Origin of the sequence: Acinetobacter sp. MYb191, from assembly GCF_037572605.1 — a bacterium.
GTDB lineage: Bacteria > Pseudomonadota > Gammaproteobacteria > Pseudomonadales > Moraxellaceae > Acinetobacter > Acinetobacter johnsonii.
The window spans coordinates 137,403-159,981 of the sequence record NZ_JBBGZP010000006.1 but is presented as its reverse complement, the minus strand read 5'-3'; the positions used below and the strand labels follow the sequence as shown (position 1 = coordinate 159,981).

Genomic DNA, 22,579 nt, shown 5'->3' with positions numbered 1-22,579 from the left:
AACCGAAAAAAAGCGCTGATGATTCAGCGCTTTTTTTAATTCAATAGACTACGTTACATGCGTTTTTCTTCAATATTTAAAGCATTGATCGCGAGGACCGCTTGAGTTCGGTTTTGTACCCCGAGCTTACGGAAAATCGCAGTCACGTGCGCTTTAATCGTCGCTTCTGAAACATCGAGTTCATAGGCAATCTGCTTATTCAGCAAACCTTCTGCCACCATCATCAAAACACGGAACTGCTGCGGTGTTAAGGATTGAATTCGCTCAGCCAGTGCAGTTTCATCGGCAGCACGTGGGTCAAAGTTCATGTTAGCGGGTAAATTTGGCGGCAACCAAATTTCGCCATCTAAGACTTCGCGAATTGCTTCGCCAATATGACTTGGATGTGCCGACTTTGGAATATACCCCATCGCACCATGCGCAATTGAACGCTGAATGATCGACGTCTCTTCATGCGCTGAAACGACAATAATCGGTAATGATGGATACTGGGCACGGACATGTACCAATGCAGAAAAACCCGAAGCACCTGGTAAGTTTAAGTCCAATAGCACCAAATCAGGTTCAGGACCTTTTTCAAGGCGTTCATAAAACTCGTTTACTGCGGCTGTTTCATGAATTTGAGCTTGCGGTAAGCTATAACGAACAGCTTGGATTAACGCATGGCGAAACAGCGGATGGTCATCAACGATTAATATATTCATAAGCAACGAGAGATTTCGAGTGCACTAGTCTTGACTATTCTAACCATACAAGTGCCGATAAGGATATGCAAAGTCTAACTTTTTTTCACTTTATCACGCTTTAGGCAGGAAAATAGCCTCAATTCCAAGTCGATCTTGAAATATAAATAACTAATCACATTTTGATATAAAATTTATCAGCACATCGAAAAAGGTTATTTATTTTAAATATATATATAAAATACAACCATTTAATAAAAATTTTAGCAGCCTTTTTCAAGCTCAACAGATATATCTTAAAATCAGATAACTTAACGCTATTTCTTTATTTTACAGCCTTCGTTCAGATATTAGATAAATAAGCCCATTCCGAGATACAACACTTTAGGGCTGTCCTTATGTCTACTTTACTGCAAAAACCACTCAATATTGTCGCTGTGTCAGGCGGTTTAAATACTCCGTCTAAAACTGAGGCATTGGTACAAGAAATATTAAATGAACTGGGCGATGCAACCCCAATCAATGTACATTTCATTAAGTTTAGCGAAATTGGACACCTACTCGGTGGTGCAATTTACCGCAATCAACTGCCTCAACGTGTGCAAGATGACTTAGCCGCGGTCGAAGCTGCCGATGCTTTGATTGTTGGAACACCAGTTTACCGTGCTTCATTTACTGGTTTATTCAAACACTTTTTCGACTTTGTTGAGCAAACGGCGCTGGTCGATGTACCGGTACTACTTGCAGCCTCAGGCGGCAGTGAGCGTCATGCCCTGGTACTGGAGCATCAACTTCGCCCACTATTTAGTTTCTTCCAAGCGCAAACTTTACCTATTGGAGTCTATGCCACAGACAAAGACTTTACACCCGCGTATACCATCCACAGTGAATTATTACGAGATCGCATCACCCTTGCTGTGGCCCGTGCTTTACCTATTCTAGAATGGGCACCTGCCAAAGGTCAGCGTGCAGAAGTGGTGAAAGAAAAAACCCAACTTGCCAATCAGAACTTGGGTATCAACACGCAAATCGAACAAGACGATGTACTGCCTTCAGCGGCAGTCCCGAATTTAGATGCAGCCGAGTCTCGCTTGCATCAGAAAAAAGCCAAACCACAGGTCGCTTAACGCAAAAAGCATTGAGAGGGTTTTCACATGTCACAACAGAATAAAAATATTACGTTTGCTTATTGGGTTCCCAATGTCAGCGGTGGCTTAGTGGTGAGTAATATTGAGCAGCGCACAGACTGGAGTTATGACTATAACGTCCGTTTAGCGCAGGCTGCGGAAAAAAATGGCTTTGACTATGCTCTAACTCAGATTCGTTTTACTGCGGGTTATAACGCAGAAAACCAACATGAGTCGGTCAGCTTTAGTCACGGTATCTTAGCCAAAACTAGCAAACTCAAAGTCATTGCCGCTATTTTACCTGGCCCGTGGAAACCCGTGCTTGCCGCAAAACAGCTTGCAACCATCGACCACTTAACCCAAGGACGTATTGCGATTAATGTGGTTAGTGGTTGGTTTCGCGGCGAATTTGATGCCATTGGTGAAACATGGCCTGAACATGACCAACGCTATGCCCGCTCGGAAGAGTTTATTCGTGCATTAAAAGGCGTTTGGACCCAAGACAACTATAGTTTCAATGGAAAGTACTACCAGTTCAAAGACTACACCTTGTCACCCAAACCTGTGCAAAAGCCGCATATTGAAATTTTCCAAGGCGGCAGTTCACGTGCTGCACGGGATATGGCCGCACGGGTTTCAGACTGGTATTTTACCAATGGCAATACCCCTGATGAGCTCAAAAAACAGATTGATGATATTCGTGCAAAAGCCCAACAGAATGGCCATCAGGTCAAAATTGGGGTGAATGCTTTCATTATTGCCCGAGATACAGAGGAAGAAGCGAAAACGGTTCTGCAAGAAATTATTGATAAAGCCAATATTCAAGCGGTACATGCCTTTGGCGATGCCACCCGTGAAGCGGGTGCAGCAACACTGGAAGGTGAAGGCAATTGGGCCAAATCGAGCTTTGAAGATTTGGTTCAATACAATGATGGTTTTAAAACCAATTTGATTGGCACACCACGCCAAATTGCCGCACGTATTGTGGAATTAAAAGCCGTTGGTGTGGATTTAATCCTTTCAGGTTTTTTACATTTTATCGAAGAGGTTGAATACTTCGGTGCCAAAGTGTTGCCATTGGTTCGTGAGTTGGAAGCTCAGCAGCAATCCGTTGAGACTGCCAAATCTGCTTAGCTCGGTAAGCAGCAGACACGAACTAAAAAATAATAATGATAGGTGACTCTATTCTTCCCTCAAGGCTCGGCTTGAGGGTTTTTTTATTGGTGTATAATCCACACAAAGTAAAAAATAACCCCTTTATATGAGCAACAGCCAACCCTCTAAATTCATTAATCTCTCTTTGGCCTTTTTATGGGGCTATCAAGGTTTAGTTCCTAAAATCCTTTTTATCAATCCCGATGAAATTGCCATTTGGCAAACTTTTGGGCTTTCCTACACACAAGCTCAATTAGCAGGTCAGGGCTCAGGGATACTTGAGTGTATTTTTGCTTTATTATTTCTGTTGAGCTCCAGTAAATATCTGCATTACCTCAGTATCTTTTGCTTAGTGTTTTTATTCGCACTGGTCGCTTTTCTAATACCAGACAGTCTCATTCGTGCTTTTAATCCTGTGGTCATGAACCTTGCAATGATCAGTCTATCCATTTGTTATTGTATGCTTCACAGTCAAAAAGCGACTTCCTTTAGTTCACAAAGTAAAGGATCCATATGAATTCAAAATCAGGTTGCATCGTCATTACAGGCAGTTTTAAAGGTATCGGCTTGGGTTTAGCTCAAGCCTTCTTGGAACAACAACAAGCTGTCGTGATTTCTGGGCGAAACAGCACAGATTTACAGCGCAGCCTGCAACAGCTACAGCATCGCTTCCCTGCTGCGCTGATTCATGCCGTCACTTGTGATGTCACGCAGATTCATGAACTACAAACGCTTTGGGATGAAGCCATTCAACACTTTGGTGCTATTCAGATTTGGATTAATAATGCAGGTAGTTGTACAGCGACACTAGACTTTAAAGATCTCGCAGCAGCAGACATACAGACTGTGGTTCAGACCAATATTCTAGGCAGTATGTTCGGCTCACAAGTGGCCTTAAACGGCATGCTGGCACAAGGCTATGGTCAAATTTTCAATATGGAAGGTTGGGGTACTCGAGGCGAATGGAGTGCAGGCATGACCGTCTATGCCACCACCAAACGTGCCGTAGGTTACTTTAGTCAAGCCCTATTTAAAGAAACCAAACAGACCAACATTCAAGTCGGCACACTCAGTCCCGAAATGGTAGCAACCGACCTACTGGTATCCTCATGGCAAAATGGCAATGTTCAGCACTGGAACAAAATGAAACGGCTTTTTTTGTTTATTATAGATCCTCCCGAAGTGGTCTGTCGCTATTTGGCTCAACGTATTTTAGAGAATAAACGTCGCCATACTCGAATCATATGGATGACGCCCTTACGTCTATTGCTCCGATTTTTTCGGCCCTATTATTGGCGTCGAAATCCCATTAAAGATACAGCTTTAGCACATCTCAACTCAAAATAATGCCACATCAAGTTGTAGATCATTTACATTAAACATACCCCCCGAATTAGGAAGACTTCTGATGTACACAGGTATCGTACAAGGCTTTGAGAAAATTTTAGATGTCAGTCAAGGCGACGGTTTTAGCACCCTTGTGGTTTCAAATACACACAACTTTTTTCACGATGTCTTCATCGGTGCAAGTGTAGCCATCAATGGCACCTGCTTAACTGCAACGCACATCGATCTTGCTGCCAACCAAGTCCATTTTGATGTCTCAGATTTGACTCGACGCCTGACCACTTTAGGCACTTTACAGACAGGCGATGAGGTGAATATCGAACGTTCAGCCAAAGTCGGGATGGAAAATGGGGGGCACAACTTGTATGGACATATCGAAGGAACGGCTACAGTAAAGCAGCTGAGCCGTCACGGCGAGACTCTGCATGTGGATATCCACATTCCCGAGGGCAATATCAAATACTTTTTCTTAAAAGGTTTTATTGGTCTGAATGGTTGTAGCCTCACCGTCAACCGTGTTGATCGTAACAGCCATGAAATTTCAGTTGATTTGATTCCTGAAACTTTGCGTCTGACCACATGGGCATCGGTACAAGTCGGCGATGCGGTCAATTATGAAATTGATCAGATGACACGGACGATGGTGGATACTTTAGAAAGCATCCATCAGCGTTAGAACTATTTAATTTCTAAACGTCTCGTACTTACAAATTTGTATACAGCAACCCGACGTATTCCACCAATATGTCAAAATAAAAATACCGTCTGCTTAAGACGGTATTTTTTAGGTTGATTTTATCCGTTTGGATATACTTCTTTAATCAACACTTCGACCACTTGCGGTTCAGCCAGCGTTGATGTATCGCCCAAACTATCTAACTCGTTCGCTGCAATTTTTCTTAAAATACGGCGCATAATTTTACCTGAACGTGTTTTGGGTAAAGATGGTGCCCAATGTAAGGCATCTGGTGTCGCCACAGGGCCGAGTACCTTTCTTACCCACTGAATGAGCTCTGCACGGAGTTCTTCCGTTTGTGCAGTGCCCGCTTGTAAAGTGACAAAGGAACAAATTCCCTGCCCTTTGATCTCATGTGGCATTCCTACTACGGCAGCCTCAGCAACTGCCTCATGTGCCACCAAAGCACTTTCCACTTCAGCCGTACCTAAACGGTGCCCTGACACATTCAGCACATCATCTACCCGTCCTGTGATCCAGTAGTAACCATCTTTATCACGGCGTGCACCATCGCCCGTGAAATACGTTCCCGGATAAGTTGCAAAATACGCTTCGATAAACCGCTCAGGATCCCCCCAAATGGTTCGCATTTGTCCCGGCCATGAATCCTTAATCACCAGATTGCCTTCAGCTTCTCCTTCTAACTCTTTGCCTTCAGCATCAACCAAAGCGGGTTGAATCCCAAATAAAGGACGCGTTGCGGATCCGGGTTTAAGTGGTGTCGCACCCGGAAGTGGAGAAATCAAAATCCCGCCTGTTTCGGTTTGCCACCAAGTATCCACCACTGGGCAACGGCTTTCTCCCACCACCGTGTAGTACCAATTCCATGCTTCAGGGTTGATCGGCTCTCCGACGGAACCAATTAAACGCAAACTGCTACGATCACTCTCACGGACAAAGGCATCCCCTTCACGCATCATGGCGCGGATCGCTGTCGGGGCCGTGTATAAAATCGTCACATTGTGTTTGTCGACAATATGCCCTGTACGTGCCCAACTTGGATACTGTGGAATCCCCTCAAACATCACTGTTGTGGTTCCATTCGATAAGGGGCCATACAGCACATAAGAATGTCCCGTAATCCAGCCTACATCGGCGGTACACCAAAACACATCATCTTGTTTTAAGTCAAACACTTCACGGAAGGTACTATTCACATAAGTTAAATAGCCCCCTGTTGTATGCAGCACCCCTTTGGGCTTACCGGTTGAACCTGAGGTATATAAAATAAATAGGGGATCTTCGGCATTCATCGGTTCAGGTGGACAAATCTCGTTGACGGTCATGATTTCCATGTGATACCACAAATCACGCCCTTCTTTCAGCGTGATTGGATTGCCTGTACGGTGCACCACAATCACGTTTTGTACCGAGTCTGTCCCGGGTAGATTCAATGCTGCGTCTACATTTTCTTTCAGCGGAATCGGTTTCCCCCCACGCATTCCTGAGTCTGCGGTAATCACAATTTTGGCTTGACTGTCATCAATTCGGCTCGCCAATGAGTCAGGTGAAAAGCCACCAAACACCACACAATGCACGGCACCGATTCGGGCACAAGCCAACATCGAAATGGCCGCTTCTGAAATCATTGGCATATACAGCACCACACGATCGCCTTTCACCACACCATGCTTTTTCAGAACATTGGCAAAACGACACACTTCGTCATACAGTTCTGCAAAGGAAATGATTTTATGGCGTGAGGGATGGTCACCTTCCCAAATAATAGCAGGTTTATACGGATGCTCTTTTAAGTGGCGATCAAGGCAGTTAGCACTTAGGTTTAACTGCCCATCGGCGAACCATTCAATTTTAAAATTATCTTTATCATAACTGGTGTTTTTAACTTGGCTAAAAGGCTTGATCCAATCTAACTTCAAAGCTTGTTCAGCCCAATATTCATCAGGTTGTTCGATCGATTTTTGATAGCGTTCAAAATATTCTTGTTCATTGGTGCGCGCAGTTTTTTCAAATTCAGCAGGTACAGGATAGACTTCTTTCATATCATACTTCCTTATATTCTGACTCTCATCGCGAGAGTCCATGCCACAGTTATTGGTTTATTATTGGACTGCATAACCACAGTATGACGATTGTTTTTTAAACAGATCAACACGGCTTTGGTCGTATATTATTTCTACAATTTAAAACACATTTTATAGTGATCTTTCAATGAGATCCTGTGTTTAATCCGTAACATGAACAAAGCTGAACTCAGTAAAGTCGCTCCAGTTAGGCTTTTTAAAGCATATTGTTACACTTCAGGCTGCGCTATTTCATACATAGGAGCATGACTCAGCACCTTTATTCCAAAACTCAAGCATTTAAAAAACAGAGAGATAGATTTTTATCCGTCTATCAATCACCCAGAATGCGATAATTTCATACGCTTTTCTCTATTAAATACACACAATTTTCAGGCAAAATATGCCAAATTTTCAGCGATTGGAGCACCAGTGTCAGAACAAACCAATACCTTGAGCGAGGTTGCTCAAGGTACGTCAGAGATGCTACATGACGCGACAGCGAAAACCACGCAAAGTGTAATTGCACATACGGCAAAATATAATGACGCCTATTCCACCATCGACAAATTTGTCGATAGTTTTTGGGAGCGTATGCCTTATTTTTGTATTGCGCTGATTACCTTCGTCATTTTTTATTTGCTCTCCAAACTGTTTAAACTTTTTGTTCGTAAAGCACTGTCTGATCGTTCTTATACCAAGCAAAACCTTGTCCTTGTCCTGAACCGTGTCGGCAGTTCGGCCATCGTCTTTATTGGCTTCCTGATTGCCATGGTGATTGCGATTCCGGGTTTCACACCTGGTCAGCTGATGAGTGCTTTGGGGATTGGCTCGGTTGCCATTGGTTTTGCATTTAAAGATATCTTCCAAAACCTACTTTCAGGAATCCTGATTTTACTGGGTGAACCATTTAAGATTGGCGATGACATCATTGTCTCGGGTATGGAAGGCAACGTTGAAGATATTCAAATTCGTGCCACTTACTTACGTGCGCCAGATGGTCGCCGTATCGTAATCCCCAATGCGACTGTGTATACCAGTGCGGTCACTGTCAACACCGCCTATCCACGTCGTCGCTGCGAGTTCTTGGTCGGTATTGGTTATGAAGACGACATCAAAAAAGCCAAAGATATTATTTTAGGTATTTTAGACCGAGATACGACTATTTTAAGTCAGCCGGGTTTTAGTGTGAACGTCGCTGCACTTGCAGATTTTTCGGTGAACCTCAAAGTCCAATGGTGGGTCAACACCACAGAAACTACGGTATCTGGCTCGATCAGTTCAGTACAAGAATATGTGGTTCAAGCCTTTGCTGAGCAAGGAATTTCTATTCCTTACCCAGTCCAAGAAGTTCGTGTCGCAAAAAATGACAGTTACCCGACAGAGACTTCAGCTGCTAAATAAACGCCCTAAAACATAAGGGATCACGGTTTCAGTCCGAATAATACGGTTGCCTAAGCTCACCGCTTGGCAGCCGTTTTTTACAAGTAATTCAACTTCGTAAGGGATAAATCCTCCTTCCGGCCCGATCACAACCGTACAGGGATGCTGAATCGCAAAAGGCATTTTTGCATCGCTATAGGGATGTGCCACATAGGCAGGACAGTCGGCTGAAATCAGGCTTGGCAATTGATCTTCAACAAAAGGCTTAAAGCGTTTATAGATTTCAATTTTCGGGGCAACCGTATCACCTGCCTGCTCTAGCCCCAAAGTCACATACTGGTCCAACTGTTGTAAGAACGGGGTTTGCCAATAACTTTTATCGACCCGATAGCTGTGCAGCAAAATGATTTTTTCAACCCCTAAAGTCACCGCATCCATAATCAAACGACGCAGGACTTTAGGGCGTGGCATCGCGACAATTAAAGTCACTGGTAGTTTGGCTGGTACAGGTTCTTCATATAAGGGTTTTATACGTACAGCTGTTTCAGAGACTTCCATCACTTGCGTAAGATGACGCTTTCCGTTTTGTATCCCGACTTTTAAAGTATCACCGGCTTTCAGCTCTAAATGACGATGCAAATGTTCAAGCTGACGCTTGGCACTAATGGACCAGAGTTCAGATTCAGTTTGGCGCGGATCTAAGAGAACGATATTCATAATAAATAGAAAAAATCCAAACAGTGGAGGCCTAATAGCACATGTCATCGTGAAAGGCAACAAGGATGTCGCCCGCTGTTCTGAGGTACAGGATGTACCTCAGAACAGCAAAAGATTTTTGTTGCTTTTCATCTTTGAAAAGTAGGAGCCACCTACGCAAAACCATCCATAAAATCTACAGTATTTGTAGTAATGACAAACTCACTCAAGTTTTATAAATAAGCATCAATCACTTGAATATGCTTGGCTAGAGAACCACTATTAAGTTGCATAATCTTTTGTGCCGCTTGATTCAGTGTATTCGCCTGTTCGGCATCATCTAACAGTATCATCAACACCGCAGCAGCTTGTTCAGCATCCTCAACAACTTTCACTGCATCGGCTTGTACAAATTCATCGACAATGGTTTGGAAATTAAAATAGTTTTTGCCCAAAACCGTCGGCACATGTAACGCAATTGGCTCTAAAATATTATGTCCGCCACCAGGTTCATTTAGTGATCCCCCGACAAAACAGGCATTCGATAAGGCATACCATAACCACATCTCCCCCATCGAATCGGCTAAATAGACTTGGTTTTCCGCCTCTATGCTTTGTCCCGTACTTCTGCGAGTGGTATTTAAATTTAAACTTTGCGTGATGTTAAAGACCTCATCAAAACGCTCTGGATGACGCGGTACAACAATACACAATAGTTCAGGCTGTGCATCCAAATACGGCTTAAGCGCACTTAACAGTTTTTGTTCTTCGGGTGCATGGGTACTGGCAATAGTGATGATCTTACGCCCAGCCAGTGACCATTCTTGCTTGAGCTGAGCTGCTTGTTTGACAGCCGATTCTGGCGCATGAATATCAAACTTAATACTCCCCACCACCTGTGTCACCGATGGCGCTGCACCGAGCTGAATAAAGCGCTCTGCAGTTTCCCGATCTTGTGCCAAGAGCTGATCTAGCCCATGTAACATCGGCTGCGTCAGGCTAGATACTTTGGCATAGCCTTTGGCTGATTTTTCAGAGAGGCGCGCATTAATCAAGATACATGGCACCTGGCTCTGCCCTGCTTGGGCAATTAAATTTGGCCATAGTTCCGTTTCAACCAAAGCCAAGAGTTTGGGCTGATACAATGCAAAAAACTGACGAACTAAAGGCTTTTGATCTGCAGGTAAATATACAGCTTGGAACAGCTCTAAATAAGGTGCTTTTAAAAATAGCGATTTGGCCCGCGCCTGCCCAGTTTTAGTGGTATTGGTCACCAAGACTGGATGACCTGCTTTTAAATAATGCTCGATGAGAGGCTGCGCTGCATTGGTTTCACCCACCGATACTACATGGAACCAAATCGCTTGGTGATTTTTAACTGGTTGAAACGGCCCGAAACGTTCGAGACATTCTTGTTGAAATTGTTCTGTACTCTCTGCACGTTTTTTTATTTTAGACTTATACAGCGGTTTGATCAGCGCAAGTGCTGCGTTATACCAAAAAGGAGTAGCCAAATACGTGCTCCAAAAATCAATGCAAAAATAAAACAGCGCAACTCATATTATCCCATGAATTGCGCTGTTATCTTGTCGCGAATTTAACGGAAAAGCAATTTAAACCGCAGCAGTTTCCATTTCAGCTAAAGTCGGATAGTCCACATAGCCTGCCGCGACATCTGTTCCAATCATATTTTCCAGTTTCAATTCATTCAATGGCGCATCTTGTAGTAGACGCTCATACAGATCTGGATTGGCAATATAATCCTTACCCCAAGACACTGCATCCGCCTGACCCGATGCCAACAGATCAATCGCATCTTCACGACTTAAACGCATATTAGCAATCAATGGTACACCACCTGAACGTTGTTTCAGGTAAGTACTGATACTGTCGTCTGCTAAATATTCACGGGTAAAGAAAAATGCAATCTGACGCTGGCCCAGTTGTTCTAACGCATAACCAAAGGTTTCACGTGGATCATCATCGCCCATGTCATGCTCATCACCACGTGGAGCTAGATGCACCCCAACACGACCTGCACCCCAGACTTCAATCAACACATCCACTACTTCAAGTAACAAACGCGCACGATTTTCTACGCTGCCACCATATTGGTCTTCACGTAGGTTGGTTGAACTTTGCAGGAATTGGTCAATCAGATAACCATTGGCTGCATGCAGCTCCACCCCATCAAAACCTGCCGCTTTGGCATGAATTGCTGCTTGTTTGTATTGCTCAATAATGGCTTGAATTTCAGCAATCTCTAATGCACGAGGCACCACATATTCACGTTTCGGACGCAATAAGCTAACATAGCCTTTTTGTTGCACACGACTTGCCGAAACTGGGGTTTCACCATCCAATAAATCAGGGTGCGATACACGACCCACATGCCATAACTGCGCCACAATTAAGCCTGCGTGGTCATGTACAGCTTGAGTCACCTGTTTCCAGCCTTCAACTTGAGCTTTATTAAATAGCCCCGGTGTATTCAAGTAACCATTGGCTTCTTCAGAAATCACGGTCGCTTCAGAAATGATCAACCCTGCACTTGCACGCTGTGCATAATACTCCGCCATCATGGCTGTTGGCACACGGTCTGCCGTTGCACGACTTCGTGTTAAAGGAGCCATAATGACACGGTTTTTTAAGTGTAGATCACCTAAAGTTAAAGGAGTATTCAGTTCAGCCATAGTCGCCTCGATCGCCACTTTTTCAATTAAAGTGAACGTTGCAAATGTTCGATATATTGCTGAATCAACGCTTCATTGCGCGAAAAATAAGACCATTGTCCATATTTTTCCACTTGAATTAAACCAGCCTGCTGTAACACAGACAAATGGTTCGACATCGTCGATTGCGATACATTTCCCAACCGTTCGATATGACCTGCACATACGCCGCGTCTAAAGTCACCACATTCGTCACTCGATAAAAATTGTTCCGGTTTTTTTAACCATTCCAAAATTTGGCGACGCGTTGGATTAGCCAAGGCTTTAAAAATTAAATCTATATCCATACTCAAGACACGTTTAATGGGCAGCAAAGCGTTGTCAGCTTGTTTCACCTAATATATCGCATTTTTTCGATTTTAATATCGATTATTTTAGATATATTGCAAAATAACTGATAACACTTTGCTTTTATTCATCATTTAAATTACAAACCTTGTTTTAAGCTTGCTTCAATAAACTTATCAAGGTCACCATCTAGTACTGCACCTGTGTTGGAGTTTTCAACACCTGTACGTAAGTCTTTAATCCGTGAGTCATCCAATACATAAGAACGAATCTGACTGCCCCAACCAATATCCGACTTTGAGTCTTCAAGTGCTTGAGCCGCTTCGTTACGCTTGCTCATTTCCAACTCATACAACTTCGCACGTAACTGTTTCCAAGCATGGTCACGGTTGGCATGTTGTGAACGTTGGTTCTGACATGCCACCACAATGCCTGTTGGCGCGTGGGTTAAACGTACAGCAGAGTCTGTTTTGTTAATGTGCTGACCACCTGCACCCGAAGCACGATAGGTATCGGTACGCACGTCAGATGGGTTGATATCAATTTCAATGTTGTCATCGACTTCAGGCGAGACAAACACAGCAGAGAATGAGGTATGACGGCGGTTACCCGAGTCAAATGGCGATTTACGCACTAAACGATGCACACCCGATTCGGTACGTAACCAACCATAGGCATATTCACCTTCAACACGAATCGTTGCAGACTTAATCCCAGCCACATCGCCGTCTGACTCTTCCATCAATTCAGCTTTAAAACCATGACGTTCAATCCAACGCATATACATACGCAGTAGCATTGAAGCCCAGTCTTGTGCTTCTGTCCCACCTGAACCAGCTTGAATTTCCACATAACATGGATTTGGGTCCATTGGGTTGCTGAACATACGGCGGAATTCAAGCTTCGCTAACTCTTCTTCTGCAGAAGTCAATTCAGCTTGGACATCAGCCAACAGACTTTCATCATCTGCCTCGACTGCCAAATCAAGCATCGCTTGCGCATCTTCAAGCTGCGTTGCCAAACCATCTAACACATTTAAGACGTTTTCAAGTTCGCCTTTTTCTTTGGCCATGGCTTGTGCACGGCTTTGATCATTCCAAATCGCTGGGTCTTCTAATTCACGGAGAACCTCTTCTAAACGCTCTTTTTTCAGATCGTAGTCAAAGATACCCCCGTAATGTGAGACCACGGTCGTTTAAGTCTTTTAATTGGTTTAGATACGGATTAATTTCCACGTGAATTACTCTCAATCAATATAAAGCGAAAAATAGCCGCTGATTATATCACAGTCGACGGCTGGGATTATTCATCTCAAATTCTACAAAATCACACCCTTCTTCTAAACATTAAAACCGTTTAATCTCCAAAAAAGCATTCGCTTGATCCGGAATCAAGCTGCATATAAATGCGAACCATCCCACAAAATACACACCTGAGAAGTGTTCTCAACAGACAAACGGACTAAACATTTTGAGTTAAAATTGGTTAAAATAGCGTCAAAAATTATAAAATCCACAGAATCTACACAATTTTAATAAAACAAAACATTATAAATTTATAATTTATTATCAATCATTTAAATTTTAGAAATTACACGATGTAACCTTAGATACAGAGCATTAACTTTCCTTTGGTTGACGCTTTTTTATTTTGCCCTAGACTGAAGTTGTAACAAAAAATTAATGAAATACGGGTCCACTTACGAGGGGTACATACCATGAAAAAATTAGCAATTGCTTCAGCATTACTTTCAGCTCTAGCGATCACAGGTACTGCACATGCATACCAAGCAGAGGTGGGTGCTTCAGCTGGCCTAATTGATCCAGACAACGGTAGTTCAAGCGGCTCTTTTGGCGTAGATGGCACATACTATTTCAACCCAGTTCAGACACGTAACGCGCCACTTGCAGAAGCAGCATTCTTAGACCGTGCAAGTAACGTTAATGCAAAATATCAGTATGACGAAGTTGGTAATGATGAGCGTCATCGTTATGGCGTAGGTGCTGAAGTTTACATTCCTAACTCAGATTTCTATGTGAGTGGTAATGTTGGTCGTGATGATATTAAATTTGACCGCGGTGGCGATTTTGATGAGACCGTTTATGGCGCTGAAGTCGGTTATTTACCAGCACCAGGTTTATTAATTGCTGCGGGTCTAAAAGGCTATGACAACGATTATGACGACGGCGTAGATCCTACTCTTCGTGCTAAATATGTCACTTCTCTAAGCAATGGTAAAGATATTAACTTAGAAGCAGGCGCAGGTTTTGGTGATTTAGACGAATATAATCTTGCAGCAGATTACTTCATCGATAAAACCTTAAGCCTAGGTGTAGACTACTACAGTAAAGACCGTGACTATGGTGATACTAACGAATTTGGTATCAATGCACGTAAATTCTTTACCCCACAAGTCAGCCTTGAAGGCCGTGTTGGTTTTGGTGAAGTTGGTAACAATGACTACAATAAATTCGGTTTAGCAGCTAAATATCGCTTCTAAAACCAATTAGAAAACCTTGAATACTCAAAGCCCATTTTCGAATGGGCTTTTTGCACTCTGATAAAGCATTGTTATAAATAAATATTGACTCCCTGCTACTTTTTTGTACACTTCGTTACAACTGTCATAGAACAGTCATATTTTTATAACAAAGAGAGAACCTCTAAAATGCTTAAAAAAATTGCGCTAACTACAGCACTAATCGCAAGCTTCGGGACTGCTCATGCTTACCAAGCTGAAATTGGTGGCACCATTGCTGTCGTTGATCCTGATCATGGGGATACTTCAACAGGTTTTGCCCTAGATGGCACGTACTACTTCAACCCTGTTCAGGTCAAAAACAGTCCACTTAATGAAGCTGCGTTCTTAAACCGCTCAAGTAACCTCAATGGCGAAGTTTCATATATTGATTATGACTTATACGAAGTCACTACATTTAATGTTGGACTTGAGTATTTTATTCCAAACTCTGATTTTTACCTGAACGGTAATATTGGGCAAACTAAACATGAAGCGGATGGTGTTGAAGATCTAGATACCACGATTTATTCTGCTGAAGTAGGCTACCTACCTGTCCCTGGTTTATTGATTGCGGCGGGCCTACTTGGTTACGATAATGATTATGGTGATGATGTCGATCCAACTTTACGTGCCAAATATGTCACTCAAGTGGGTGCTTATGACATGAACTTTGAAGGTGGTGCATCTTTTGGTGATATTGATGCCTACAGCTTTGGAGCTGACTTATATTTAGATAAAACTCTAAGTGTTGGTCTTGGTTTCTCTGATACAGATGAGAAAGATGCTGATGTATTTACCATCCGCGCGAAAAAATTCTTCACGCAACAACTCAGCGTAGAAGGTGCAATTGACTTTGCTGATGATGGTAATGTATTTGGCTTGCGTGGTGCTTACCGCTTCTAATTGCAACTAAAATGTATTAAATAGAACCGCTCTATAGAGCGGTTTTTTAGTGTTGTTCTAAGTGCAAAATGCGAAGTTGTACGCTGACATTGCCACGAAATTCATTTTTATCTAGCTCATAGACCAAACGAACTTGATGGTTCATCTCATTAAACTGGTATTTGTCTGCTGCATTAAAAGCAATGGCATCTACAACCTGTCCATTGTCTAAAGCAACACGTAATTTTAAATGCACTTCTTTCAGCCAGCGGAAATCTAAAATCTGAAAATTTCCTTCAAAAATAGGCGCTGGAAACTTTTGCCCCCATGGACTAATTTGCTGTAGAAGATCGACCGTTTCAACCTGAATATTCTGTACTGCTAACTCACCATCGGTCCATAAAGTCGCCGTAAATAAACCTTCATCCTGAGCTGCCATCAGTGCTTCAAAGGCCTGCTTAAACTCTTCAAAATGGACTTTTTGAATGGTTAAACCCGCTGCCGCAGCATGCCCACCAAAGTGGCTGACCAAATGTGGATATTGCTCAGCAACACACTCAATGGCATCGCGGATATGCACTCCTTCAATCGAACGTGCAGAACCTTTGATATGTACCCCATCTTCATCTGCAGCAAAAACAATACTCGGACGATGAAACTGTTCTTTTAAACGCCCCGCAACAATGCCAATCACCCCTTGATGCCAATGCGGCTCGAACATAATTAAAGCCGCAGGTAAGACCGTATCATCCAGTTGAATTTGATCCAAGGCTATTAATGCCTCTTGTTTCATCGTCGCTTCAACCTGACGACGTTCCACATTCAACTGATTCAGTTGTTCTGCCAATGGATAAGCGGAAGCAAAGTCCTGTGCCAACAGACATTCAATACCGATATCCATGGTTTCCATACGACCTGCCGCATTAATACGTGGTCCCAGTACAAACCCCAAATCTTGCGCTTTTAAAGTTGCAGCTTCTCGACCTGCAATCTCCAGTAAAGCGCTGATGCCCGGACGACATAAATGTTGTTGAATACGCTTCAGGCCAACATCAACCAAGATACGATTGTTATAGTCAAGACTAGCAACATCGGCATAGGTGCCTAAGGCCACCAAATCCAAATACTGACTCATGACTGCCGAAGACTTATGCAGTTTTTTACGATAGGTTGATAAGTTAGCTAGGACATAAAAGGCCACGCCGACCCCAGCTAAGGCTTTGCTTGGAAAATTACACCCCAACTGGTTCGGATTCACTACCGCTTGGGCACTGGGAGTCGGTTTGGTGGTCAAATGGTGGTCGGTAATAATCACCTGCATACCATGATCTTGCGCTTGTTTCACGCCGTCATGACTGGAAATACCATTATCCACAGTAATCAATAAATCAGGTGTAAATGTGGTAAATGCTAAATCCGCAATCGCAGACGTTAAACCATAGCCATATTTAAAGCGATCTGGAACCAGATACTCCACCTGCGCCCCCATTTCTCGCAAAGCTAAGATCATTAAAGCGGTGCTGGTTGCACCATCCGCATCATAATCACCCACAATCACAATTTTATGTTGCTGATCAATTGTAGCATCCATCAACTGAATCGCTTCATTTAAGCCTTTCAGGCTAGGGGCCAGTAAGTGCTTGAGCTTTAACTCCAGCTCCTGCATTGACGCCACCCCACGACGGGCTAAAATTTCTGCAATAAAGGTAGGAACGTCCTGAAATAATTCAGGACGGGTCATGAAGGGTCTTTGCTTAATTTGAATGGATGACATTTATGGCATCAAACGCTTCAGCATCCAAACATCTTGCTGTTTTTCATAACTTAAACGGTCATGTAAACGGCTCGGACGCCCTTGCCAAAACTCATAATAGTCAGGCTCAAGACGGTAGCCACCCCAAAAGAGGGGTTTATTCAGTTCTGATTTACTTTCAACTTGGCTTTGCAATTGCTCAAAACGTTGTTGCAAGACTTCACGGCTTTCAATCACACCACTTTGTGGTGTACTGATATGTGCTGCAATTTGGCTATCTCGTGGACGCTTATGATAGTAGTCGGTTGATTCAGCTTCAGAAATTTTGACTACTTTACCACCAATGCGAATCTGACGTTCCTGCTCTTGCCAATAGAACAATAACTCAGCATATGGGTTTTCTGCCAGATCATTGCCTTTTTGGCTGTCATAATTCGTATAAAAATCATACCCTTCTTCGGTTGCACCGCGCAGCAATACCGTTCGTACATGCGGACGACCCTGCGCACTCGCTGTCGCCAATGACATAGCATAAGGTTCGTGTAGTTGTGCTTCTAAAGCATGATTAAACCAAAGCAAGAACTGGGCATGTGGATGGGTTTCTACTCGATCTTCATGTAGCTCGCCTTTTTGATAACTTAAACGAAGTTCGCTGAGATCTTTAATTAAATCACTCATTTTTCACTCCTTATTAAGCTGCATTCGCACGTACAGCATCAGCCAATGTATGGGCTAAAGTGCTGACTTCATCGAGATCATCTCCTTCCACCATGACACGAATCACAGGCTCAGTACCTGATTTACGAATCAACAAACGACCACGACCTTTGAGTTGCTGCTCTGCTTTATCAAATTCAGCCACCAAAGCAGGCACCGCATAAGGGTCAAACATCGCCTCTAAACGTACATTCACCAACACATTCGGTAGAAGCTTAAAGTCAGCAACCAATTCATGCAGCGCTTTCTTCTGCTCGACCATCACAGTAAGCACTTGTAGAGCCGCAATAATGGCATCACCCGTGGTACTTTTATCCAAGGTTAGGATATGTCCTGATGGCTCACCGCCAATGACCCAGCCTTTTTCTTCTAGACCTTGTAGGACATAACGATCACCCACTTTGGCACGTAATAACGCTACACCCGCTTTTTCCAAAGCCAGTTCCAAAGCCATGTTTGACATTAAGGTACCCACTATTCCAGCAGGCTTTTTAGCACTTTGTGTCGCCAAGATGTATAGAATATGGTCACCATCAATCAGCTTGCCAGCTTTATCGACTAACATGACACGGTCTGCATCCCCATCAAAAGCGATGCCCAAATCTGCACCATTTTCAACCACAGCTTGTTGCAAACTTTCAGGATGGGTTGAACCACAACCTTCGTTAATGTTTAAACCGTTGGGTTCATTATGAATGGCAATGACTTTGGCACCTAGCTCACGAAAGACTGATGGACCCACGTTATATGCTGCACCATTGGCACAATCCACCACAATCGTTAAATCATTCAAGTCATAGTGATAGGGAAATGTGGACTTACAAAATTCAATATAACGACCATTGGCATCTTTTACACGGACACTTTTACCTAAATTGGCAATATCATCAATGATGATATCTTTTTCAAGTTCTTGATTAATTTCTTCTTGAATGGCATCTGGTAGTTTCTTACCTTCACTGGAAAAGAACTTGATCCCATTATCAAAATAAGGATTATGTGATGCTGAAATCACAATGCCCAAACTTGCGTGTAAGGCACGGGTCAAATGTGCAATCGCTGGGGTTGGCAATGGGCCTAGTAAATGTACATACACCCCTGCTGCGTTTAAACCCGCTTGTAATGCTGACTCTAAAATATAACCCGATAAACGTGTGTCTTTACCGAGTACCACCAATGGTTTTGATTTTTTACTGTGGCGTTTTAAAACTTTCCCTGCTGCAAAGCCTAATTTAAGTGCAAATTCAGGGGTAATAGGGAGGACGCCAAACTTACCGCGAATACCATCGGTACCAAAATAACTCATATTTTACTCACTTCTTAATGGTGATCTAAATCATCACTTTTTTACTGCCACCACTTTACACCAAAACGAAAAAGCCGTCATAAAAATGACGGCTTTTACTTTGAACAATTGGTATAGCTGAATTAGCCAACGCGATAGTTCGGTGCTTCTTTGGTAATCGTCACGTCGTGAACATGTGACTCCGACATACCTGCCGAAGTGATTTTCACAAACTTCGCATTTTGACGAAGATCTTCAATCACAGATGAACCCGTATAGCCCATAGAAGAACGTAAACCGCCCATCATTTGGTGCACAATGTTTCCCATTGGACCTTTGTATGGCACACGACCTTCGATCCCTTCAGGAACAAGTTTTTCAGCGCCTGCTTTAGAGTCTTGGAAATAACGATCCGCAGAACCTGTTGCTCCTGCCATCGCGCCCAATGAACCCATACCACGATACGCTTTATAGTAACGACCTTGGAAGAATTCCACTTCACCTGGCGCTTCTTCAGTTCCTGCAAGGAGTGAACCGACCATAATCGTACTCGCACCCGCGCCAATCGCTTTCGCCATGTCGCCAGAGAAACGAATACCACCATCTGCAATTAATGGAATTTGATCTTTCAGTGCATTGGCAACGCTATCAATCGCAGAAATCTGCGGCATACCAATACCCGCCACAATACGAGTGGTACAAATTGAACCTGGGCCGATACCGACTTTGACCGCATCTGCGCCTGCATCGAGAAGTGCCAATGCTGCATCACCAGTTGCAATGTTACCACCAATCACTTGGACTTGTGGGTAATTCGCTTTCACCCAACGTACACGCTCGATCACACCTGCAGAGTGACCATGCGCCGTATCCACGACAATCGCATCAACACCCGCTTCAACCAAAGCTTCTACACGGCTTGGTGTTTCTACACCTGTACCAACAGCAGCGCCCACACGTAAGCGACCAAGATCATCTTTACAGCTGCTTGGATAGCTTTCCGCTTTACGGAAGTCAGTGACTGTAATTAAACCTTTGAGTTCGTTGTGTTCACCAACGACCAAAACTTTTTCAATGCGGTGCTTTTGCAGTAAAGCTTGAATATTTTCTTTCGATTCACCTTCACGAACAGTCACAAGGCGGTCTTGACCAGTCATGATGTTGCTTACAGGTTGCTCAAGGTTCGTTTCAAAGCGTGTATCACGACCTGTGACAATACCGACCACTTTGCCATCTTTCACAACAGGTACACCGCTGATGTTGTTGGCTTGAGTAATCGAGATCAATTCGCGCACTGTAGTTTCAGGTGTCACAGTAATTGGATCTTTCACCATCCCTGCTTCAAATTTTTTCACACGACGGACTTCTGCAGCTTGTGCAGCAATATCCATGTTCTTGTGCAAAATACCAATACCACCGTTTTGCGCCATCGCAATCGCCATACGTGATTCAGTCACCGTATCCATTGCTGCTGAAACAAGGGGGATATTTAAATTAATGCCGCGCGTGAATCGTGTCTTTAATGAGACATCTTTTGGGAGAACAGTAGAATAGGCAGGGAGTAATAGGACATCATCAAAAGTTAACGCGTCTTGAACGATGGTCAACATGGCAGTCTCACTGGTAATTTCCGTGCGCTATTATAAACAAATATGAACTTAAATTTCATTTCAATTGAAAATTTATTTTTTTATCTTAGAAAATAAAGTGATAAAACCTATATTTTATTTGAGACCTTCATTTTCACCTTTATTTTTTATTTGTTGTTTTGAGATGGGTTCAATTGACGTTCTAAAACTCAAAAAAGCAGAGCCTTGACTCTGCTTTTACCGATTAACACACTTGATCAAAACCTTCATCGTTGACTGGAAGGCTCGCTTCCAATTGCACAAATGGAATCATATTGTGCGCACGTCGCGCTTTGTTGCATTGATCATCAGCGATTTGAACTTCTTTACATGAAGAGCTACGCTGTTCATACATCCCACAACTCACCTGCTCACCAATGGTACCTTGCAGTGCAATACAGCGTGGGCTAGCTTGATTGGTTCCAGCCATACATGAATACACAGCCGTCACTGGCTCTGTGTAATGTTCAGGCATGGAAATTCCTTCAGCCCAGTAAAATGAGACTCTAAAAAAGGCACAACATGCCCCGCAGCTTAAACAGGCATCTTCCGTTGGAACTTGAGACAACATCCTTTATATTCTCATTTTCAAAAACTTTTTTTGGAAGAAAATATTAAAAAAAATGTGGTTGCCAAACAAGCAAAATTTACGACTATTTTGTCACTTAAGTTGGACAGGTAAAAACACTCTCATCCATCAAGTCGGTACCGCACTCCAAAGTCTCAATCCAGTCTAAAAATTGATGGATCTGCTCTTGCCCAATAAACGGCGTCCCATGCTGCGGTACAATCATTTCGACATCCATGGTGCGGACCATATTGACCCATAAACGAATCACTTTGTTATTGCACATATAGCGCTGATGAAACCCTTTCATTTTGGGAATATGCGCAGCAAAGTTTTCCAAAGGTTTTGAGGCATCGTCCACCATCGATGCCCCCATATCGCCTGAAAATAGAATCTTGGCAATCGGATCATAAAACTGAAAATTACCCACCGAATGTAGAAAATGCGCCGGCACAGCAATAATCGAAGACTGCCCCAACGTAATCACCTGACCGTGGTCAGGCAGCTCCACTAAACGATCCAGCCAGTTACCTTTCATCCGCTCACTCATAAAGGCAGAGTTCAAGTGAGGTAAAAAGCGTGCCCAAAGTTTAGAAGCCACCACTTTCGCTTCGGTATAGACCAACCAACGCGGCATTGAGGTAATAATGTCAGGGTCTTGGTGTGAGGCCATCACAAAATCAAGATTGGTCAAACGGGTATATTTATTCAACTCCATGGTCAGCGGTACATAAGTTAAATCACCACCCGGATCTAAGACCGCTGCACGCTCATGGTCAATAATTAAAAACTGATTTGCCTGCACACCCTCGCCTTTGACCAAGCTGGTAAAGCTAATACACTTATGTGTGCCATCATCATATAAAACCTGTGACGTTGTGCGGTCAAATGCCATGCCCATCCCCTCAAAATGCTGTTTTTCTTAAAAGACTTTTTAATACCTACAACATATATGGATTTATACAAACTTACAATGCATTTACGACCAATATCATTTGATATATCAATAAATTAAAGATCATTTTTCAATAAAAAATCCCGATTTTTTAAGTCG

Annotated in this window: 21 protein-coding genes; 8 read left to right on the top strand and 13 right to left on the bottom strand. The window is 43.1% G+C overall.

Translation table 11 applies throughout. The features are described 5' to 3' along the window. Positions 1-53: 53 nt before the first annotated feature. A complete protein-coding gene (locus WH214_RS02335) occupies positions 54-704 on the bottom strand; it encodes a response regulator (protein ID WP_004691689.1) in 651 nt (216 codons plus the stop codon). Positions 705-1,081: 377 nt separating this feature from the next. Here WH214_RS02335 and msuE point away from each other — a divergent pair, with 377 nt between their 5' ends. From msuE to WH214_RS02310, 5 genes are all read left to right on the top strand, one after another. Further along, positions 1,082-1,810: an FMN reductase gene (msuE, locus tag WH214_RS02330; protein WP_004691693.1), complete on the top strand. Its 729-nt coding sequence runs from the start codon at positions 1,082-1,084 to the stop codon at positions 1,808-1,810. A 27-nt stretch (positions 1,811-1,837) separates the two neighbouring features. After that, positions 1,838-2,944: a dimethylsulfone monooxygenase SfnG gene (gene sfnG, locus WH214_RS02325; protein ID WP_339422034.1), complete on the top strand. Its 1,107-nt coding sequence runs from the start codon at positions 1,838-1,840 to the stop codon at positions 2,942-2,944. Positions 2,945-3,071: 127 nt separating this feature from the next. Beyond that, on the top strand, positions 3,072-3,482 hold the full coding sequence (locus WH214_RS02320) for a DoxX-like family protein (protein ID WP_339422033.1): 411 nt from the start codon (positions 3,072-3,074) through the stop codon (positions 3,480-3,482). Continuing rightward, complete coding sequence (locus WH214_RS02315; RefSeq protein WP_339422032.1) at positions 3,479-4,312, top strand: SDR family NAD(P)-dependent oxidoreductase; 834 nt, start codon at positions 3,479-3,481, stop codon at positions 4,310-4,312. The genes WH214_RS02320 and WH214_RS02315 overlap by 4 nt, the downstream gene beginning before the upstream one ends. 61 nt (positions 4,313-4,373) lie before the next feature. After that, positions 4,374-4,988 (top strand): riboflavin synthase subunit alpha, encoded by a 615-nt coding sequence (locus tag WH214_RS02310; RefSeq protein WP_339422031.1) that lies wholly within the window; start codon positions 4,374-4,376, stop codon positions 4,986-4,988. Positions 4,989-5,107: 119 nt separating this feature from the next. On the opposite strand, the gene acs is transcribed toward WH214_RS02310, so the two are convergent. Next, complete coding sequence (gene acs / locus WH214_RS02305; protein ID WP_242759805.1) at positions 5,108-7,051, bottom strand: acetate--CoA ligase; 1,944 nt, start codon at positions 7,049-7,051, stop codon at positions 5,108-5,110. A gap of 453 nt (positions 7,052-7,504) precedes the next feature. On the opposite strand from acs, the gene WH214_RS02300 reads away from it, so the two are divergent. Next, positions 7,505-8,476, top strand: coding sequence for a mechanosensitive ion channel family protein (locus WH214_RS02300; protein ID WP_279681564.1), 972 nt, complete (start codon positions 7,505-7,507; stop codon positions 8,474-8,476). Here WH214_RS02300 and WH214_RS02295 read toward each other — a convergent pair. The 5 genes from WH214_RS02295 to prfB all read right to left on the bottom strand — a co-directional run bounded on the left by WH214_RS02295 (position 8,462) and on the right by prfB (position 13,406). After that, a complete protein-coding gene (locus WH214_RS02295; RefSeq protein ID WP_339422030.1) occupies positions 8,462-9,172 on the bottom strand; it encodes a 16S rRNA (uracil(1498)-N(3))-methyltransferase in 711 nt (236 codons plus the stop codon). The genes WH214_RS02300 and WH214_RS02295 overlap by 15 nt on opposite strands. Positions 9,173-9,384: 212 nt before the next feature. Continuing rightward, positions 9,385-10,665 (bottom strand): 3-deoxy-D-manno-octulosonic acid transferase, encoded by a 1,281-nt coding sequence (locus tag WH214_RS02290; protein WP_339422029.1) that lies wholly within the window; start codon positions 10,663-10,665, stop codon positions 9,385-9,387. A gap of 99 nt (positions 10,666-10,764) precedes the next feature. Then, complete coding sequence (locus WH214_RS02285; RefSeq protein ID WP_339422028.1) at positions 10,765-11,844, bottom strand: alkene reductase; 1,080 nt, start codon at positions 11,842-11,844, stop codon at positions 10,765-10,767. Between the two features lie 26 nt (positions 11,845-11,870). After that, a complete protein-coding gene (locus WH214_RS02280; RefSeq protein ID WP_004691709.1) occupies positions 11,871-12,170 on the bottom strand; it encodes an ArsR/SmtB family transcription factor in 300 nt (99 codons plus the stop codon). A gap of 140 nt (positions 12,171-12,310) precedes the next feature. After that, a protein-coding gene (prfB, locus tag WH214_RS02275; RefSeq protein WP_100222790.1) for a peptide chain release factor 2 occupies positions 12,311-13,406 on the bottom strand; the annotation gives its coding sequence in 2 pieces (ribosomal slippage) (positions 12,311-13,333 and positions 13,335-13,406; 1,095 coding nt in all). Between the two features lie 482 nt (positions 13,407-13,888). Between prfB and WH214_RS02270 the strand changes: the two genes are divergently transcribed. Both WH214_RS02270 and WH214_RS02265 read left to right on the top strand, forming a co-directional pair. After that, positions 13,889-14,671: a putative porin gene (locus tag WH214_RS02270; protein ID WP_339422027.1), complete on the top strand. Its 783-nt coding sequence runs from the start codon at positions 13,889-13,891 to the stop codon at positions 14,669-14,671. A 168-nt stretch (positions 14,672-14,839) separates the two neighbouring features. Continuing rightward, the gene (locus WH214_RS02265) at positions 14,840-15,595 is read left to right on the top strand and encodes a putative porin (protein WP_339422026.1); all 756 of its coding nucleotides are present in this window, start codon (positions 14,840-14,842) and stop codon (positions 15,593-15,595) included. A gap of 46 nt (positions 15,596-15,641) precedes the next feature. Here the strand turns inward: WH214_RS02265 and recJ are convergent, their stop codons facing one another. The 6 genes from recJ to WH214_RS02235 all read right to left on the bottom strand — a co-directional run bounded on the left by recJ (position 15,642) and on the right by WH214_RS02235 (position 22,420). Further along, positions 15,642-17,348: a single-stranded-DNA-specific exonuclease RecJ gene (recJ, locus tag WH214_RS02260; RefSeq protein ID WP_339422025.1), complete on the bottom strand. Its 1,707-nt coding sequence runs from the start codon at positions 17,346-17,348 to the stop codon at positions 15,642-15,644. After that, entirely contained in the window at positions 17,349-18,005 is a 657-nt protein-coding gene (gene pdxH / locus WH214_RS02255) for a pyridoxamine 5'-phosphate oxidase (protein ID WP_339422024.1), read from the bottom strand. Between the two features lie 13 nt (positions 18,006-18,018). Further along, on the bottom strand, positions 18,019-19,350 hold the full coding sequence (gene glmM, locus WH214_RS02250; RefSeq protein ID WP_339422023.1) for a phosphoglucosamine mutase: 1,332 nt from the start codon (positions 19,348-19,350) through the stop codon (positions 18,019-18,021). A gap of 122 nt (positions 19,351-19,472) precedes the next feature. Then, entirely contained in the window at positions 19,473-20,939 is a 1,467-nt protein-coding gene (guaB, locus tag WH214_RS02245) for an IMP dehydrogenase (protein ID WP_004691717.1), read from the bottom strand. A gap of 223 nt (positions 20,940-21,162) precedes the next feature. Beyond that, complete coding sequence (locus WH214_RS02240; protein ID WP_339422022.1) at positions 21,163-21,528, bottom strand: YkgJ family cysteine cluster protein; 366 nt, start codon at positions 21,526-21,528, stop codon at positions 21,163-21,165. A 94-nt stretch (positions 21,529-21,622) separates the two neighbouring features. Then, the gene (locus WH214_RS02235; protein WP_004691719.1) at positions 21,623-22,420 is read right to left on the bottom strand and encodes an MBL fold metallo-hydrolase; all 798 of its coding nucleotides are present in this window, start codon (positions 22,418-22,420) and stop codon (positions 21,623-21,625) included. Positions 22,421-22,579: the final 159 nt, after the last annotated feature.